General features: G+C 60.4%; 11 protein-coding genes. 7 read left to right on the top strand and 4 right to left on the bottom strand.

Annotation, left to right across the window (positions count from 1 at the left end; genetic code table 11):
- Positions 1–57 precede the first annotated feature (57 nt).
- Genes ACJ8IN_RS02845 through mtnN form a run of 3 tightly spaced genes read right to left on the bottom strand, consistent with a single transcriptional unit; the run spans position 58 to position 2,181 of the window.
- Complete coding sequence (locus ACJ8IN_RS02845) at positions 58–672, bottom strand: TRIC cation channel family protein (RefSeq protein WP_033637131.1); 615 nt, start codon at positions 670–672, stop codon at positions 58–60.
- Positions 672–1,457 carry a vitamin B12 ABC transporter substrate-binding protein BtuF gene (btuF, locus tag ACJ8IN_RS02840; RefSeq protein ID WP_047571690.1) on the bottom strand — a complete coding sequence of 262 codons (786 nt, stop codon included), beginning with the start codon at positions 1,455–1,457 and terminating at the stop codon, positions 672–674. Before btuF ends, ACJ8IN_RS02845 begins: the two co-directional genes overlap by 1 nt.
- A gap of 22 nt (positions 1,458–1,479) precedes the next feature.
- The gene (gene mtnN, locus ACJ8IN_RS02835; protein WP_033637132.1) at positions 1,480–2,181 is read right to left on the bottom strand and encodes a 5'-methylthioadenosine/S-adenosylhomocysteine nucleosidase; all 702 of its coding nucleotides are present in this window, start codon (positions 2,179–2,181) and stop codon (positions 1,480–1,482) included.
- 129 nt (positions 2,182–2,310) lie between these two features.
- Between mtnN and dgt the strand changes: the two genes are divergently transcribed.
- A complete protein-coding gene (gene dgt, locus ACJ8IN_RS02830; RefSeq protein ID WP_033649226.1) occupies positions 2,311–3,828 on the top strand; it encodes a dGTPase in 1,518 nt (505 codons plus the stop codon).
- Between the two features lie 180 nt (positions 3,829–4,008).
- Entirely contained in the window at positions 4,009–5,448 is a 1,440-nt protein-coding gene (degP, locus tag ACJ8IN_RS02825; protein ID WP_033649228.1) for a serine endoprotease DegP, read from the top strand.
- A 65-nt stretch (positions 5,449–5,513) separates the two neighbouring features.
- Here the strand turns inward: degP and barA are convergent, their stop codons facing one another.
- Complete coding sequence (gene barA, locus ACJ8IN_RS02820) at positions 5,514–8,240, bottom strand: two-component sensor histidine kinase BarA (protein WP_308325429.1); 2,727 nt, start codon at positions 8,238–8,240, stop codon at positions 5,514–5,516.
- A gap of 66 nt (positions 8,241–8,306) precedes the next feature.
- Between barA and rlmD the strand changes: the two genes are divergently transcribed.
- From rlmD to eno, 5 genes are all read left to right on the top strand, one after another.
- Positions 8,307–9,656 carry a 23S rRNA (uracil(1939)-C(5))-methyltransferase RlmD gene (gene rlmD, locus ACJ8IN_RS02815; protein ID WP_033652930.1) on the top strand — a complete coding sequence of 450 codons (1,350 nt, stop codon included), beginning with the start codon at positions 8,307–8,309 and terminating at the stop codon, positions 9,654–9,656.
- Between the two features lie 9 nt (positions 9,657–9,665).
- Complete coding sequence (gene relA / locus ACJ8IN_RS02810) at positions 9,666–11,897, top strand: GTP diphosphokinase (RefSeq protein ID WP_033637137.1); 2,232 nt, start codon at positions 9,666–9,668, stop codon at positions 11,895–11,897.
- A gap of 102 nt (positions 11,898–11,999) precedes the next feature.
- Positions 12,000–12,794 carry a nucleoside triphosphate pyrophosphohydrolase gene (gene mazG / locus ACJ8IN_RS02805; RefSeq protein ID WP_049196048.1) on the top strand — a complete coding sequence of 265 codons (795 nt, stop codon included), beginning with the start codon at positions 12,000–12,002 and terminating at the stop codon, positions 12,792–12,794.
- Between the two features lie 348 nt (positions 12,795–13,142).
- A complete protein-coding gene (gene pyrG / locus ACJ8IN_RS02800; protein WP_033637139.1) occupies positions 13,143–14,780 on the top strand; it encodes a glutamine hydrolyzing CTP synthase in 1,638 nt (545 codons plus the stop codon).
- Positions 14,781–14,861: 81 nt separating this feature from the next.
- The gene (gene eno / locus ACJ8IN_RS02795; protein WP_033637140.1) at positions 14,862–16,157 is read left to right on the top strand and encodes a phosphopyruvate hydratase; all 1,296 of its coding nucleotides are present in this window, start codon (positions 14,862–14,864) and stop codon (positions 16,155–16,157) included.
- The last annotated feature ends 243 nt before the right edge of the window (positions 16,158–16,400 follow it).

Genomic DNA, 16,400 nt, shown 5'->3' with positions numbered 1-16,400 from the left:
TAGTCTAATAAATTACCCAATGCGGCGTTGCCAAGCGCCGCCCCACAAGGCGACGGCTCAGCGTTCGAGAATAAAGGCGGGCAATTTGAGGTGCCAGCGGATGGCCGCCAGCCGAATGGCCAGGGTGATGATCATGCCCAGCATCATGGCCTGTTGCAGCGGCATGCTGAAGGTGTAAAACGCCGTGGCGTGCACGATGCCGCCGATGATGCAGGCGGTGGCGTAAATCTCGGTGCGCAGGATCATCGGGATCTCGCGCGCCAGCACGTCGCGGATAATGCCGCCGCCGACGCCGGTGATCACCCCCATGCAGATTGCCACCAGCGGGCCGGTGCCGGCTGCGAAGGCCTTGTTGACGCCGATGCCGACGAACACCGCCAGTCCGACGGCGTCCAGCACCGGTAGCACCCACTGCGGCAGACGGCGCGGCTGGCGCACCAGCAGCAGCGTCAAGACGCAGGTGATCATCGCCACCACCAGATCGGTGGGATCCTTGACCCAGAACACCGGGCCGTTGGCCAGCGCCATGTCGCGGATGGTGCCGCCGCCGACCGCGGTGACCACGCCCAATACCAGCACGCCGAACGGATCCATGCGCAACTTGCCGGCCAGCAGTACGCCGGAGATGGCGAACACCGCCGTACCGAGAATATCCAACCAGAACACCAGCATCAGCGGATCTCCGCCAGCTGGCGGCACAGCTGCTGCGCCGCCAACAGGATGCGCGGCCCGCTGCGGTTGAACCAGTCTTCGTTCAGCGCGATCACCGGCACCTGCAGCTGCGGCGCCCAGAAGGCTTTCACATTGGCGGCTTCTTTCGCGCCGCCGGTGATGACGATGGCCTGCGGCTGACGCGCCAGCACCTGCTCGCGGCTGATTTGCGGCCAAGGGGTGCGGCTGTCGGCGAAGACGTTCTGCCCGCCGCACAGCGCCAGCACCTGGCTTTGCAATGTGGCGCCGGCGCTGGTGAACAGCGGCTGGGTGCCGAACTGCAGCAGCACGCGCCGCGCTGGGTTAGCGGCATACTGTTGTTTGAGAGCGGCGAACTGGCGGCGAAGGCCTTCCGCCGCCTGATGCGCCTGCTCCGGGTGCGGGCTGTATTGCGCCAGCTTATCCAGCAAGCCGGCGATCCCTTCGAGATTGTCGGCGTCCGCATAAAAGATCGGGATGCCGAACGCGGCGAGCTGATCCAGCACGCGCTGCGGATTGCCGCCGCGCCAGGCGAGGATCAGGTCCGGCTTGAGCGCCAGCACCCGCTCCAGATTGATGCCCTGCCAGGAGGCCACCTGCTCCAGCCTGGCGGCCTGCGGCGGATAATCGGAATAGGCGCTCGCCGCCACCAGCACATCGCCCATGCCGGCGGCATAGGCGAGTTCGGTGGCGTTGGGCGCCAGGCTGATCACCCGCTGGGCGCCGCCGGCCGGCATGGCCAGCCAGAGCGCCAACAAACAGAGCATCGAGGTGAAGCGCAGCCTCACATTAACCGCGCTTGGCCAGGGTTTGCAGCATGGCGTTGACCATCAGCGTGGACTGTTTGGCCGCTACCACCAGGAACTCGTCAAAGCTCATGTGCGACTCGCTGTCGGCGACGTCGGAAATGGCGCGCACCACCACGAACGGCGTGCCGAACAGATGGCAGACGTGGGCGATCGCCGCGGCTTCCATTTCCACGGCGGCGACGCGCGGGAAGGTGGCGCGAATGCGCGCCAGCGGCTCGGCGCCGTTGATGAAGGCGTCACCGCTGCAGATCAGGCCGCGCACCGCGTGCAGATCCAGCTGTTTGATGCAGCCTTCCGCCAGCGCGATCAGCGCGTCGTCGGCGACGAACGCCGCCGGGCAGCCGGCCATCTGGCCCGGCTCGTAGCCGAAAGCGGTGACGTCGGCGTCGTGGTAGCGCACTTCTTCCGACACCACGATATCGCCCACGCGCAGGGTGCTGGCCAGGCCGCCGGCGGAACCGGTGTTGATCACCAGATCCGGGCTGCAGTGTTCCAGCAGCAGGGTGGTGCCCATGGCCGCAGAAACTTTGCCGATGCCGGATTTCAGCAGGGCCACCTCAACGCCGCCGATCTGGCCGGTGTAGATTTCGCAGCCCGCGCGCTGGATGGTTTGACGGTTTTCGATTTGATCGCGCAGCAGGGTGACTTCCTGCTCCATTGCGCCGATGATGCCTACTTTCATAAATAACACTCGCTGATTGGCCGTGAGAATTGCGGCATAGTCTATCATGGCTGTGTGAGAGAGATAATGCGTTGCATCCGCCGCCGGGAATTGTTATCACGGGGGCAGGGCGCAACGGCGGAGAAACAGATGTCCGGGATCGACTTCAAGCAAAAAATCAGCTTCCAACGGCCTTTCAGCAAACCGATCGAGGCCGAGGAAGAGTACGACATCGTGCGGCAGTTTGAGAGCGATCGCGGGCGCATCGTCAACTCGGCCGCCATTCGCCGTCTGCAGCAAAAAACCCAGGTGTTTCCGCTGGAGCGCAACGCGGCGGTGCGCAGCCGCCTGACGCACTCGATGGAGGTGCAGCAGGTCGGGCGCCACATCGCCAAAGAGATCCTCAACCGCTTCAAACAGGCGGGGAGAATTGATGAGCTCGGCCTGACCCGGCTGCTCGATCCGTTTGAAAGCATCGTGGAAATGGCCTGCCTGATGCACGACATCGGCAACCCGCCGTTCGGTCACTTCGGCGAGTCGGCGATCAACGACTGGTTCGCCCAACGGCTCGATCCCGCCAGCTGCGGCAGCGAGCCGGGCAGCCACGATCGCTGCCAGGTGGCGACGCTGCGCCTGCATGAAGGGGAGAGCGATCTGAACCGGCTGCGCAGCCGGATCCGTCAGGATCTCAGCCACTTCGAGGGCAACGCCCAGGCGATCCGCATGGTGTACAGCCTGCTGAAGCTCAACCTGACCTACGCGCAGGTCGGCTGCATTTTGAAATACACCCGCCCGGCCTACTGGGCGAGCGACATCCCCGCCAGCCACAGCTATCTGATGAAAAAGCCCGGCTACTATCTGGCGGAAGAGGCCTTCGTCGATCGGCTGCGGCGCGAGCTGCACATGGGCGAGTTCGATCGTTTCCCGCTGACCTATATCATGGAGGCCGCCGACGATATCTCGTACTGCGTGGCCGATCTGGAAGACGCGGTGGAGAAGAGCATTTTCACCGTCGAGCAGCTGTATCAGCACCTGATTCAGGAGTGGGGCGAAGTGGCGCCGGGCGATCTGTTCGACAAGACCGTCGCCAGCGCGTTTCGCAAGATCGATCGCGGCGGCGCGCGGCGCAGCGCGGAAGATCAGTTCTTCATGTATCTGCGGGTGTTTACCGTGGCGCGGCTGGTGCCGCACGCGGCGCAGCGCTTTATCGACAATCTGGACGCGGTCTATCAGGGCAGTTTCAATCAGGCGCTGCTGGAGGATTCCAGCCCGGCGTACCGGCTGCTGAAAATATTTAAAAATGTGGCGTTCAAGCACGTGTTCAACCACCCGGAGGTCGAGCAGCTCGAGCTGCAAGGCTACCGGGTGATCAGCGGCCTGCTGGACATTTACAGCCCGCTGCTGGCGATGTCGCTGGCGGACTTCAGCCAGCTGGTGCGCGAGGACAGTCACCGCGCTTACCCGATCGAAACGCGCCTGTTCCACAAGCTGTCCACCAAGCATCGGCTGGCGTATGCGGAGGCGGTAGAGGGGCTGCAGCATTTATCGCCGGAGCAGCAAGCCATTCGGGAATATTATTTCCGCGCCCGTTTATTGCAGGACTATATCAGCGGAATGACCGACCTTTACGCCTATGATGAATATCGTCGATTAATGGCGGCGGAATAATTCAACTGAAGAATAATTGTCAGCAATTCCAACCGGTTGGCTGTCTCGACTTTTGTAAAGACGGACAATATTTGTTTACTATTGCCAATCATCTGTGCCGGAACTTCGGGCTATTAATTAACTCTGAATAAGCACGCAAGACGGCCATTCTTTTTGAACGACTTTATAAGAGACACACAGATGAAAAAAACCGCATTAGTTCTGAGCGCACTGGCATTCAGTATCGGTATGGCGATGGGCCCGGTCACGGCCAGCGCCGCTGAAACCGCCTCTTCCAACACCCAACAGCTGCCGAGCCTGGCGCCGATGCTGGAAAAGGTGATGCCTTCCGTGGTGAGCATTAACGTTGAGGGCAGCACCACGGTCAATACGCCGCGCATGCCGCAGCAGTTCCAACAGTTCTTCGGCGAAGATTCGCCGTTCTGCCAGGATGGTTCGCCATTCCAGGGCTCGCCGATGTGTCAGGGCGGCGAACAGCCAGGGCCGGATGGCCAGCCGCAGGGCACGCAGCAGAAATTCCAGGCGCTGGGCGCCGGGGTGGTCATCGATGCCGCCAAGGGCTATGTGGTGACCAATAACCACGTGGTGGACAACGCCAACAAGATCCAGGTGCAGCTGAGTGACGGCCGCCGTTTCGACGCCAAGGTGATCGGCAAGGATCCGCGTTCCGATATCGCGTTGATCCAGCTGAAAGACTTCAAGAATCTGACGGCGATCAAGATGGCGGATTCCGATCAGCTGCGCGTCGGCGATTACACCGTGGCGATCGGCAACCCGTATGGGCTGGGTGAAACCGCCACTTCGGGCATCGTATCCGCCCTGGGGCGCAGCGGCCTGAACATCGAAAACTACGAAAACTTCATCCAGACCGATGCGGCGATCAACCGCGGTAACTCCGGCGGCGCGCTGGTTAACCTGAACGGCGAGCTGATCGGCATCAACACCGCGATCCTGGCGCCGGACGGCGGCAACATCGGTATCGGCTTCGCCATTCCGAGCAACATGGTGAAAAACCTGACGGCGCAAATGGTCGAATATGGCCAGGTGAAACGCGGCGAGCTGGGCATCATGGGCACCGAGCTGAACTCTGAGCTGGCCAAGGCGATGAAGGTCGACGCGCAGCGCGGGGCCTTCGTCAGCCAGGTGATGCCGAAGTCTTCCGCCGCGAAGGCGGGCATCAAGGCCGGCGACGTGATCGTCACCATGAACGGCAAGGCCATCTCCAGCTTCGCCTCGTTCCGGGCGGAGATCGGCACGCTGCCGGTCGGCAGCAAGATGTCGCTGGGCATTATTCGCGACGGCAAACCGGTGACGATTGACGTCACGCTGGAGCAAAGCGCGCAGACTCAGGTGGCCTCGGGCAATATCTACACCGGCATCGAAGGCGCCGAGCTGAGCAACACCCAGGTCGGCAATGTGAAGGGCGTCAAGGTCGATAGCGTGAAAGCCGGCAGCGCCGCGGCGCGCATCGGCCTGAAAAAGGGCGATGTGATCCTGGGCGTGAACCAGCAGCCAATCCAGAACCTGGGCGAGCTGCGTAAAATCCTCGACAGCAAGCCGTCGGTGCTGGCGTTGAATATCCAGCGCGGCGAAAGCCAGCTGTACCTGCTGGCGCAGTGATAGGCGTCTGGCGTTAAAAAGAAAGGCACGCTGCGGCGTGCCTTTTTGCGTTACGGCCTGAGGATTCAGGCCGGTTGCGTCAGATGCGCACGCGCCGCGTGGATCACCAGTTCAATCTCATCCAACAGCTCCAGCCACTCCGGCTCCAGCTCGTCGTTGGTGACGCCCTGGCGCAGCTGCCGCTCGAGGTAGAAACACAGTTGCTTGAGGCGCGGCACGCCGCTGTAGCTGCAGCTGCCGTGCAGCTTATGGACCAGATCGAGGATCTCGTCGTCATGCTGGCCGTCGAGCAGCGCTTGCACCCGCTCGCGCACCTGTGGCAGGAAATCGAGCAGCATTTGCAGCAGATCGCGCGCCAGATCCGGTTTGTTGGCCGCCTGACGCAGCGCCAGCGGCCAGTCGAGCGACAGCGGCGCGTCGTCGGCGACGGCGTTTTCCACGTCCCAGCTGTGGTAGCGCGACAGCACGCGGGTCAGCATTTTCTCGTCGATCGGTTTGGCCAGATAGTCGTCCATCCCGGCCTGCAGCAGATGCTCGCGCTCGCCGCTGGCGGCATGGGCGGTAACGGCGACGATCGGCGTGGAGTTGTGATGCGGCAGTTGGCGGATCAGCTCGCTGGCGTGAATGCCGTCCATCTTCGGCATCTGAATGTCCATCAGGATCAGATCCAGCACGTTGTCGCGCGCCAGCGCCAGCGCTTCCTCGCCGCTCTCGCACAGCAGGGTTTTTTCTACCTGTTCCCCCAGCAGCGTGCCGATCAGCTTCAGGTTGGCCGGGTTGTCGTCAACCGCCATCACCGTCAGCGGCAGGCGTTTACGCTCAGGCGGCGCGGTGAGGCGTGTCGGTGTCTCCATCCTGAGCAGCGGGAACAACCGGGTGCTGGTGATCGGCTTGATCAGGCAGCCGAGCGCGCCTTGTTGCTTGAGCAGCTCGGCGTCGATCTGCGCCTGGCACGGCAGCGCCAGAATCACCCGATCGGCCAGCTTCAGCGAGGCCAGCAATTTGTCCTCGTGCTGCGCCATATTGGCGCGGAACGGGATGGGCACGCCGGCCAGCAGGAAGTCATAGTGGCCTGGCGGCAGCTGGGCCAGCGTCGGCGAGTGGGTGATCACCAGCTGCGTGACGCTGAGCATGTTGAGCGTCGCCTGCGCCGCCGTCGGGTTGGACTCGATATAGGCCAGCGTTTTGCCGTTCAGATCCGGCAGGCTCGGCGCCAGCGACAGCATGCCCTCGTTCAGATCCAGCGTGATGTGGAACCAGAAGGTCGAGCCGCGGTTCAACTGGCTGTGGAAGCAGATATCGCCCCCCATCTCTTTCACCAGTTTTTGCGTGATCACCAGCCCCAGCCCGGTGCCGCCGTGGCGCCGAGAGATGCTGGCGTCTGCCTGACGGAATGCCTGGAACAGCTGCGACTGCTGGCGTTCGGAGATGCCGATGCCGGTATCGTGGATCTGCACTTCCACTTCCACCCGGCGATCCAGCCGTTTGCGCAGCTCGACGCGAATATCGATATTGCCGGTTTCGGTGAACTTGATGGCGTTGCCCAGCAGGTTGGTGATGATTTGCTGCAGGCGCAGCGAGTCGCCGATCACCTGCTCCGGCACGTCGTTGTGCACATCCAGCGTCAGCTCCAGCCCCTTATCGTGGGCGCTGGGCGCCAGCAGCACCACCACTTCGTCCAGCGTTTCACGCAGGGCGAACGGAATATGCTCCAGCACCAGCTTGCCGGCCTCCAGCTTGGAGAAGTCCAGCACGTCGTTGATGATGGTCAGCAGGTTGTTGGCCGAGCGTTCGATGGTCTGCAAATAGTCGGTCTGGGTCGCGCTCAAATCGGTTTTCAGCATCTGGCGGGTGAAGCCGATTACGCCGTTGAGCGGGGTGCGCAGCTCGTGCGACATGTTGGCCAGGAATTCGGACTTGATGCGCGCCGCTTCCTGCGCGCGTTTTTTCGCCAGATCCAGCTCGACGTTCTGAATTTCCATTTGCTCCAGCGTTTCACGCAGGTCGGAGGTGGCCTGATCGATGTTCTGCTGCATCTCTTCGTGATAGGCGGTGAGCGACATCGCCATCGAGTTGATGCCGTTCTTCAGCATGTGCAGCTCGCCGAGCATGTAGCCCTCCACGCGGCTGTCGAGCTGGCCGCGGCGGATGCGGTCGACGGTGTTCACCATGTTGCGGATCGGGCCGGTCACGTCGCGCATCAGCCGGTAAGCGAACAGGATGGCGATGCACATGCACAGCAACAGCAGCAGGGTGGAGACGAACACCTCTTTATATTGCTGCAGCCTCACCGACTGCAGATCCAGCTCGATCGCCACATAGCCCAGGTTGTTGTCGGGATGGCTGCCGCCGTCGGCGGTTTCATCCGGATACTGGCTTTCCGACAGGATCGGCGTGCGCAGGATCAGCGAATCGCCGCGTCGGGTGAGCATCAGCTCGGTGGGCAACGGCACGCCTTTCGGCAACTGCAGCTGAGCGAAGTTGTGGTGATAATTGGAGGTGACGAACAGATTGTTCTGCGCATCGAACACGGTGATCGAACGCACGATGTCCGAATGGCGGCGGTGCAACAGACTGACCAACTGCCTGACCGATTCGCGGCTGCGGAACGTCATGCCGTACTCGCTGGCCACCGCCAGCGGCTCGATGATGCTGGCGCCGGCGTCGACCAGTTGCTCCTGCAGCTCGTTATAGCGGTGCACCACGAAGAAGGTGCTGAGCAGCAAACCAATCAGCAAGGTCGGGGCCAGAATCAGGATCATCATGCGCGCACGCAGGCTGTATTTGGTCATGGGATTCCAATGTGGGAGAATTGACAGCTGACACTAGCTTAATGAACCAGCACACAATCGACAAATATGGCGCAATTCTACTCTCCCAAACGCCGCGTGACGACCCGGCAGAGCTCACAAATCTTCACCGTGACGGTGAGCGATCTCGATCCTTTCGGCCAGGGCGTGGCGCGCCACGACGGCAAAGCGGTGTTCGTGCCGGGCGTATTGCCGGGCGAGCAGGCGGAAATCCAGCTGACCGAAGACAAGCGCCAGTTCGCCAAAGGCAAGCTCAAGCGCCTGCTGAGCCGCAGCCCACAGCGGGTGGCGCCGCGCTGCCCGCATTTCGGCGTGTGCGGCGGCTGCCAGCAGCAGCATGCGGATGAGGCGCTGCAACAGCAGAGCAAGGCGGCGGCGCTGGTGCGTATGATCGCCCGCGAAACCGGGGTGACCCCGCAGCAGGAGCCGGTGATCGCCGGCCCGGAATACGGTTATCGCCGCCGTGCCCGCCTGAGCCTGGCGTGGCAGCCCAAGCCGCAGCGCCTGATGATGGGCTTTCGACAGGCGGCCTCCAGCGAGCTGGTGGCGGTGGAGCACTGCCCGGTGCTGCGGCCGGAGCTGGAACGGCTGCTGGCGCCGGTGCGCGCCTGCCTGAGCGGGCTGCAGGCGGTACGGCGGCTGGGGCATGTAGAGCTGGTGCTGGCGGATAACGGCCCGCTGCTGGTGCTGCGCCATCTCGACGCGCTGAAAGAGGCGGATCGGCAGGCGCTGTTGGCGTTTGGCGAACGGGAAAACCTCGCCGTTTACCTGGCGCCGGACAGCGATCGCGTGGAAAAACTGTGCGGTGACACGCCGTATTATCAGGTTGACGGGCTACGCTTAGACTTCAGTCCGCGCGACTTTATTCAGGTCAATGACGCCGTAAACCAACAAATGGTGGCGCAGGCCCTTGAATGGCTCGACATTCAACCCAATGATCGGGTGCTGGACCTGTTCTGCGGCATGGGCAATTTTACCCTGCCGCTGGCGCGCCGCGCCGCTGCGGTGGTGGGCATCGAAGGTGTTGCCACGCTGGTAGCGAATGGGCAATATAATGCACATAAGAATAAGCTGAATAATGCATCGTTCTTCCACGAGAATCTGGAGGACGACGTTGCGCGGCAACCTTGGGCAGCACAAGGGTTTGATAAGGTGATGCTGGATCCCGCCCGCGCCGGTGCGGCCGGGGTGATGTCACACATTGTAAAACTGGCGCCGGCGCGGGTGGTGTATGTTTCCTGTAACCCCACCACGCTGGCTCGCGACAGCAAAGTGCTGTTGAGCGCCGGTTATCGTCTTGCGCGCGTGCGGATGTTGGATATGTTTCCGCACACGGGGCATCTTGAATCAATGGCGCTGTTTATCAACGAGCGCGCGCCAGAGGTCGCTGCAAAGTAGGGAGAAGTTATGGTTGCGGTAAGAAGTGCACATCTGAATACGGCGGGTGAGTTCGCTCTCGATGAGTGGATAGCCGGCTTGGGGCTACCTAACCCGCAGTCATGTGAGCGATTGGCCGCAACCTGGCGTTATTGTGAGCAGCAGACCCAGAATCACCCCGACGCCTCGCTGCTGCTGTGGCGTGGTCTGGAGATGGTGGAAATCCTCTCGACGCTGAGCATGGACAACGACAGCATGCGCGCCGCGCTGCTGTTCCCGCTGGTGGACGCCGGCATCGTGCAGGAAGAGACCCTGACCGAAGCGTTCGGCAAGGGTATTGTCGCGCTGGTGCACGGCGTGCGCGACATGGACGCCATCCGCCAACTGAAAGCTACCCAAAACGACTCGATGGCCTCCGAACAGGTCGACAACGTGCGCCGCATGCTGTTGGCGATGGTGGAGGATTTCCGCTGCGTGGTCATCAAGCTGGCGGAGCGCATCGCTCACCTGCGCGAGGTGAAAGACGCGCCGGAAGACGAGCGCGTGCTGGCGGCGAAAGAGTGTTCCAACATCTACGCCCCGCTGGCCAACCGGCTCGGCATCGGCCAGCTGAAGTGGGAACTGGAAGATTTCTGCTTCCGCTACCTGCATCCGGAAGAATACAAGCGCATCGCCAAGCTGTTGCATGAGCGCCGCATCGATCGCGAACAGTTCATCGACGATTTCGTCGCCGGGCTGCGCGCCGAAATGGCCAGCGAAGGTATTCGGGTGGAGATCTACGGCCGGCCAAAACACATCTACAGCATCTGGCGCAAGATGCAGAAAAAGCACCTGGCGTTCGACGAACTGTTCGACGTGCGCGCGGTGCGCATCGTGGCGGAGCGTCTGCAGGACTGCTATGCGGCGTTGGGCATCGTGCATACCCACTTCCGCCATCTGCCGGACGAGTTCGACGACTACGTCGCCAACCCGAAACCCAACGGCTACCAGTCTATCCACACCGTGGTGCTGGGGCCGCGCGGCAAAACCGTCGAGATTCAGATCCGCACCCGGCAAATGCATGAAGACGCCGAGCTGGGCGTGGCCGCGCACTGGAAGTACAAAGAGGGCGCGGGCGTGACCGTGCGCTCCGGCTACGAAGAACGCATCGCCTGGCTGCGCAAGCTCATCGCCTGGCAGGAAGAGATGGCGGACTCCGGCGAGATGCTCGACGAAGTGCGCAGCCAGGTGTTCGACGATCGGGTGTATGTGTTTACGCCGAAAGGCGACGTGGTGGATCTGCCGGCCGGCTCCACGCCGCTCGATTTCGCCTACCACATTCACAGCGACGTCGGCCACCGTTGCATCGGCGCCAAGATCGGCGGCCGCATCGTGCCGTTTACCTATCAGCTGAAGATGGGCGACCAGATTGAGATTATCACCCAGAAGCAGCCGAACCCGAGCCGCGACTGGCTGAACCCGAACCTGGGGTATGTCACCACCAGCCGCGGGCGCTCGAAGATCCACAACTGGTTCCGCAAGCAGGATCGCGACAAGAACATTCTCGCCGGCCGCCAGATGCTGGACAACGAACTGGAACACCTCGGCATCAGCCTGAAAGAGGCCGAGAAGCTGCTGATCCCGCGCTACAACATGAACTCGCTGGACGAGGTGTTGGCGGCGATCGGCGGCGGGGACATTCGCCTTAACCAGATGGTGAATTACCTGCAGGGCAAGTTCAACAAGCCGAGCGCCGAAGAGCAGGATCGCGAGGCGCTGCGCCAGCTGGTGCAGCAGAAAGCGCCGCCGCCGGCCCGCAACAAGGACAACGGCCGAGTGGTGGTGGAGGGCGTGGGCAACCTGATGCACCACATCGCCCGCTGCTGCCAGCCGATCCCGGGTGACGACATCGTCGGCTTTATCACCCAGGGGCGCGGTATTTCGATCCACCGGGCGGACTGCGATCAGCTGGTCGATCTGCAATCGCACGCGCCGGAGCGCATCGTCGACGCGGTATGGGGTGAAAGCTACTCCAGCGGTTATTCGCTGGTGGTGCGCGTGATGGCCAACGATCGCAGCGGGTTGCTGCGTGACATTACCACCATTCTGGCTAACGAAAAGGTCAACGTACTGGGCGTCGCCAGCCGCAGCGACACCAAGAAGCAGTTGGCCACCATCGACATGGATATCGAAATCTACAACCAGCAGGTGCTGAGCCGGGTGCTGGCGAAGCTGAACCAGCTGCCGGACGTGATAGACGCCAAGCGTCTGCACGGCAACTAAGCCCACATCGCCTTTCGGGCCGTATCAATAGTGGATGCGGCCCGAAATCCATGAATTCGGCGGGCGCTCCCCTGCGCCCCCATGCTTTCTCAGAGATTTTTTATGACCCAATCCACTCCGCTGCAGCGTCTGCTGAACATCATGAAAACGCTGCGCGACCCGCAGATCGGCTGCTCGTGGGACCGCAAGCAAACCTTCGCCACCATCGCGCCATACACCCTGGAAGAGACTTACGAAGTGCTGGACGCCATCGAGCGGCAGGACTATGCCGATCTGCGCGACGAGCTGGGCGACTTGCTGTTTCAGGTGGTGTTTTACGCCCAGATGGGGCAGGAGCAGGGGCTGTTCGATTTCGATGAGGTGTGCACCGCCATCAGCGACAAGCTGGAGCGCCGTCACCCGCACATCTTCGGCGACGCCGAGGGCGGAGACAGCGAAGCCGTGGCGGCGCGCTGGGAGCAACTGAAGGCCGGTGAGCGCGCTGAAAAAGCGCTGCACTCGGTGCTGGACGATATTCCGCAGGCGCTGCCGGCGTTGATGAAAGCGCACAAGATCCAGAAACGCTGCGCCTCGGTCGGCTTCGACTGGAATACCCTGGGCCCGGTGCTGGACAAAGTGTACGAAGAGATCGACGAAGTGATGCACGAAGCCCGCCAGGCGGTGGTCGACGAGAGCAAGCTGGAAGAGGAGATCGGCGATCTGCTGTTCGCCACGGTGAACCTGTCGCGCCATTTAGGCCACAAGGCGGAGAACGCATTGCAGGCGGCGAACCGCAAGTTCGAGCGCCGCTTCCGCCAGGTGGAGGCGATCGTCCAGCAGCGCGGGCTGCGGCTTGAAGACGCCACGCTGGAGCAGATGGAAGAGGCCTGGCAGCAGGTGAAACGTCAGGAAAGCTGAATCGCCGCGACAATGTTGATCGCCGACAAGGTTCGCTTAAGCTGAAACGGTTAAGCTTTCGGTCAGGTTAGAGGCGCATGGCTGCCGGCGGCAGCAAAAGGGCAACAAACTGAAATCTAAGGCGTTTTATCGCTCCTGAGGGGCGGTAAAAAGAAATTTTCTCTGCTAACTCTTTGTTTTACCTGGAGGGTTTATGCGGCGCCGGCGGAGTAAACCCTGATGAACACGGGAGGGCGGCCGAGATGATGGACAGCAAAACGATCGTTTGTAGGTCAGGAGAGGTTCGGGTATACTACTTTCCCGTCCTGGTTCTTCCATCGTCTTTAAACCTAAACTCTCAGGTTCAGCATGACAACTAATTATATTTTTGTGACCGGCGGGGTCGTATCCTCTCTGGGTAAAGGCATTGCCGCAGCCTCTCTGGCGGCTATTCTTGAAGCCCGTGGCCTCAACGTTACCATCATGAAACTGGACCCGTACATCAACGTGGATCCGGGCACCATGAGCCCGATTCAGCATGGGGAAGTTTTCGTCACCGAAGACGGCGCAGAAACCGATCTGGATTTGGGTCACTACGAGCGCTTCATCCGCACCAAAATGTCGCGTCGCAACAACTTCACCACCGGCCGCATCTACTCCGACGTGCTGCGTAAAGAACGCCGCGGCGACTATCTGGGTGCGACCGTGCAGGTCATTCCGCACATCACCAACGCGATCAAAGAGCGCATCATCGAAGGTGGCGAAGGCCACGATGTGGTGCTGGTGGAAATCGGCGGCACCGTCGGCGATATCGAATCGCTGCCGTTCCTCGAAGCTATCCGTCAGATGGCGGTGGAAGTGGGCCGCGAGCACACCCTGTACATGCACCTGACGCTGGTGCCGTACATGGCGGCGGCCGGCGAAGTGAAAACCAAGCCGACCCAGCATTCCGTAAAAGAGCTGCTTTCCATCGGTATTCAGCCTGATGTGCTGATTTGCCGTTCCGATCGCGCAGTTCCTGCTAACGAACGCGCTAAAATCGCGCTTTTCTGCAACGTGCCGGAAAAAGCGGTTATCTCTCTGAAAGACGTTGATTCTATTTATAAAATCCCAGGCCTATTGAAATCTCAGGGGCTGGACGATTATATTTGTAAACGATTCAGCTTGAACGCACCGGAAGCCAACCTGGCCGAATGGGAACAGGTGATCTACGAAGAAGCCAATCCGGGCGGCGAAGTGACCATCGGCATGGTCGGCAAATACGTTGAGCTGCCGGACGCCTACAAGTCGGTGATCGAAGCGCTGAAGCACGGCGGGCTGAAAAACCGTCTGACCGTGAACATCAAGCTGATCGACTCGCAGGACGTGGAAACCCGCGGCGTGGAAGTGCTGAAAGGGCTGGACGCGATCCTGATCCCGGGCGGCTTCGGTTACCGCGGCGTGGAAGGCAAAGTGATGACCGCACGCTATGCGCGCGAGAACAACATTCCTTACCTGGGCATTTGCCTGGGCATGCAGGTGGCGTTGATGGAGTTCGCTCGCAACGTGGCGGGCATGGAAAACGCCAACTCCACCGAGTTTATGCCAGACTGTAAGTACCCGGTGGTGGCGTTGATCACCGAATGGCGTGACGAAGACGGCAACGTCGAAGTGCGCAGCGAAGAAAGCGATTTGGGCGGCACGATGCGCGTAGGTGGCCAACAGTGCAACCTGATCGACAACAGCCTGGTGCGTCAGCTGTATGGCGAACCGACCATTGTCGAGCGTCACCGTCACCGTTACGAAGTTAACAACATGCTGTTGAAGCAGATCGAAGCCGCAGGGCTGCGTGTCGCCGGTCGCTCCGCCGACAACAAGCTGGTCGAGATCATTGAACTGCCGAATCACCCGTGGTTTGTAGCCTGTCAGTTCCACCCGGAATTTACGTCTACGCCGCGTGATGGGCATCCGCTGTTCGCCGGCTTCGTGAAAGCCGCAGGCGAGCATCAGAAGCGCCAGGTGAAATAAAATATTTGGTAGGCGGCGCGCGGTGAGAACCGCGCGCTGTTTGTCTGGAGTTTTAGTTTAACTTGTACTGAGGAAAACCTAATGTCCAAAATCGTTAAAGTCATCGGTCGTGAAATCATCGACTCCCGCGGTAACCCGACTGTTGAAGCCGAAGTTCATCTGGAAGGCGGTTTCGTCGGCCTGGCTGCTGCGCCGTCAGGTGCTTCTACCGGTTCCCGCGAAGCGCTGGAACTGCGTGACGGTGACAAGTCTCGTTTCCTGGGTAAAGGCGTACTGAAAGCCGTTGCTGCAGTAAACGGTCCGATTGCTCAGGCAGTACTGGGTAAAGATGCCAAAGACCAGGCGAACATCGACAAGATCATGATCGAGCTGGACGGCACCGAAAACAAATCCAACTTCGGCGCCAACGCCATTCTGGCGGTTTCCCTGGCAGCAGCGAAAGCGGCCGCAGCTTCTAAAGGCATGCCGCTGTACGAGCACATCGCTGAACTGAACGGCACCCCAGGCAAATTCTCCATGCCACTGCCGATGATGAACATCATCAACGGCGGCGAGCACGCTGACAACAACGTCGACATTCAGGAATTCATGATTCAGCCGGTTGGCGCGAAAACCCTGAAAGAAGCGGTGCGCATCGGTTCTGAAGTGTTCCACCACCTGGCGAAAGTTCTGAAAGCCAAAGGCATGAACACCGCCGTGGGCGACGAAGGCGGCTACGCGCCAAACCTGGGTTCCAACGCCGAAGCGCTGGCGGTTATCGCTGAAGCGGTAAAAGCGGCGGGCTACGAGCTGGGCAAAGACGTCACTCTGGCGATGGACTGCGCGGCTTCCGAATTCTACAAAGACGGTAAATACGTGCTGGCCGGCGAAGGCAACAAAGCCTTCACTTCCGAAGAGTTCACTCACTTCCTGGAAGATCTGACCAAACAGTACCCAATCGTGTCTATCGAAGACGGCCTGGATGAATCCGACTGGGCGGGCTTCGCTTACCAGACCAAAGTTCTGGGCGACAAAATCCAGCTGGTGGGCGACGATCTGTTCGTGACCAACACCAAGATCCTGAAAGAAGGCATCGAGAAAGGCATCGCTAACTCCATCCTGATCAAATTCAACCAGATCGGTTCTCTGACCGAAACTCTGGCTGCTATCAAGATGGCGAAAGACGCCGGCTACACCGCGGTGATCTCTCACCGTTCCGGTGAAACCGAAGACGCGACCATCGCCGACCTGGCGGTAGGGACTGCGGCTGGCCAGATCAAAACCGGTTCCATGAGCCGTTCTGACCGCGTTGCCAAGTACAACCAACTGATCCGTATCGAAGAAGCGCTGGGTGACCGTGCGCCGTTCAACGGCCTGAAAGAAGTTAAAGGCCAGTAAGTTCGACCGATTCGGTTGCTAAATAAAAACCCGCCGCGGCGGGTTTTTTTATGTTTTAAATTCGTGATGAATGTCAGTCTAATAATAAGTTTTTTATTGAAAATGTGGTCCTATTTAACCCGATAATTTTATTAAAGATAGTAACTGTGTTTATTTTATATTCCATTTTCATTTGCTTTATAATTATTCGTTACTAGACTGCCAATGAGGCAGTTTATTTCTCGCCGTTCTGCCGTAGATCTT

It is taken from the genome of Serratia sp. CY31944 (genome assembly GCF_052169175.1).
GTDB classification, from domain to species: domain Bacteria; phylum Pseudomonadota; class Gammaproteobacteria; order Enterobacterales; family Enterobacteriaceae; genus Serratia; species Serratia sarumanii.
Note: the sequence above shows the minus strand (reverse complement) of the source record. Positions and strands in the feature narration are given on the sequence as shown.

What these genes read in the sequence shown, in the direction of transcription:
- degP (WP_033649228.1), top strand. Translation starts at nt 4,009, where the DNA reads ATGAAAAAAACCGCATTAGTTCTGAGCGCACTGGCATTCAGTATCGGT.
- relA (WP_033637137.1), top strand. Translation starts at nt 9,666, where the DNA reads ATGGTTGCGGTAAGAAGTGCACATCTGAATACGGCGGGTGAGTTCGCT.
- rlmD (WP_033652930.1), top strand. Translation starts at nt 8,307, where the DNA reads ATGGCGCAATTCTACTCTCCCAAACGCCGCGTGACGACCCGGCAGAGC.
- eno (WP_033637140.1), top strand. Translation starts at nt 14,862, where the DNA reads ATGTCCAAAATCGTTAAAGTCATCGGTCGTGAAATCATCGACTCCCGC.
- mtnN (WP_033637132.1), bottom strand. Translation starts at nt 2,181, where the DNA reads ATGAAAGTAGGCATCATCGGCGCAATGGAGCAGGAAGTCACCCTGCTG.
- ACJ8IN_RS02845 (WP_033637131.1), bottom strand. Translation starts at nt 672, where the DNA reads ATGCTGGTGTTCTGGTTGGATATTCTCGGTACGGCGGTGTTCGCCATC.
- btuF (WP_047571690.1), bottom strand. Translation starts at nt 1,457, where the DNA reads ATGCTCTGTTTGTTGGCGCTCTGGCTGGCCATGCCGGCCGGCGGCGCC.
- barA (WP_308325429.1), bottom strand. Translation starts at nt 8,240, where the DNA reads ATGACCAAATACAGCCTGCGTGCGCGCATGATGATCCTGATTCTGGCC.
- dgt (WP_033649226.1), top strand. Translation starts at nt 2,311, where the DNA reads ATGTCCGGGATCGACTTCAAGCAAAAAATCAGCTTCCAACGGCCTTTC.
- pyrG (WP_033637139.1), top strand. Translation starts at nt 13,143, where the DNA reads ATGACAACTAATTATATTTTTGTGACCGGCGGGGTCGTATCCTCTCTG.
- mazG (WP_049196048.1), top strand. Translation starts at nt 12,000, where the DNA reads ATGACCCAATCCACTCCGCTGCAGCGTCTGCTGAACATCATGAAAACG.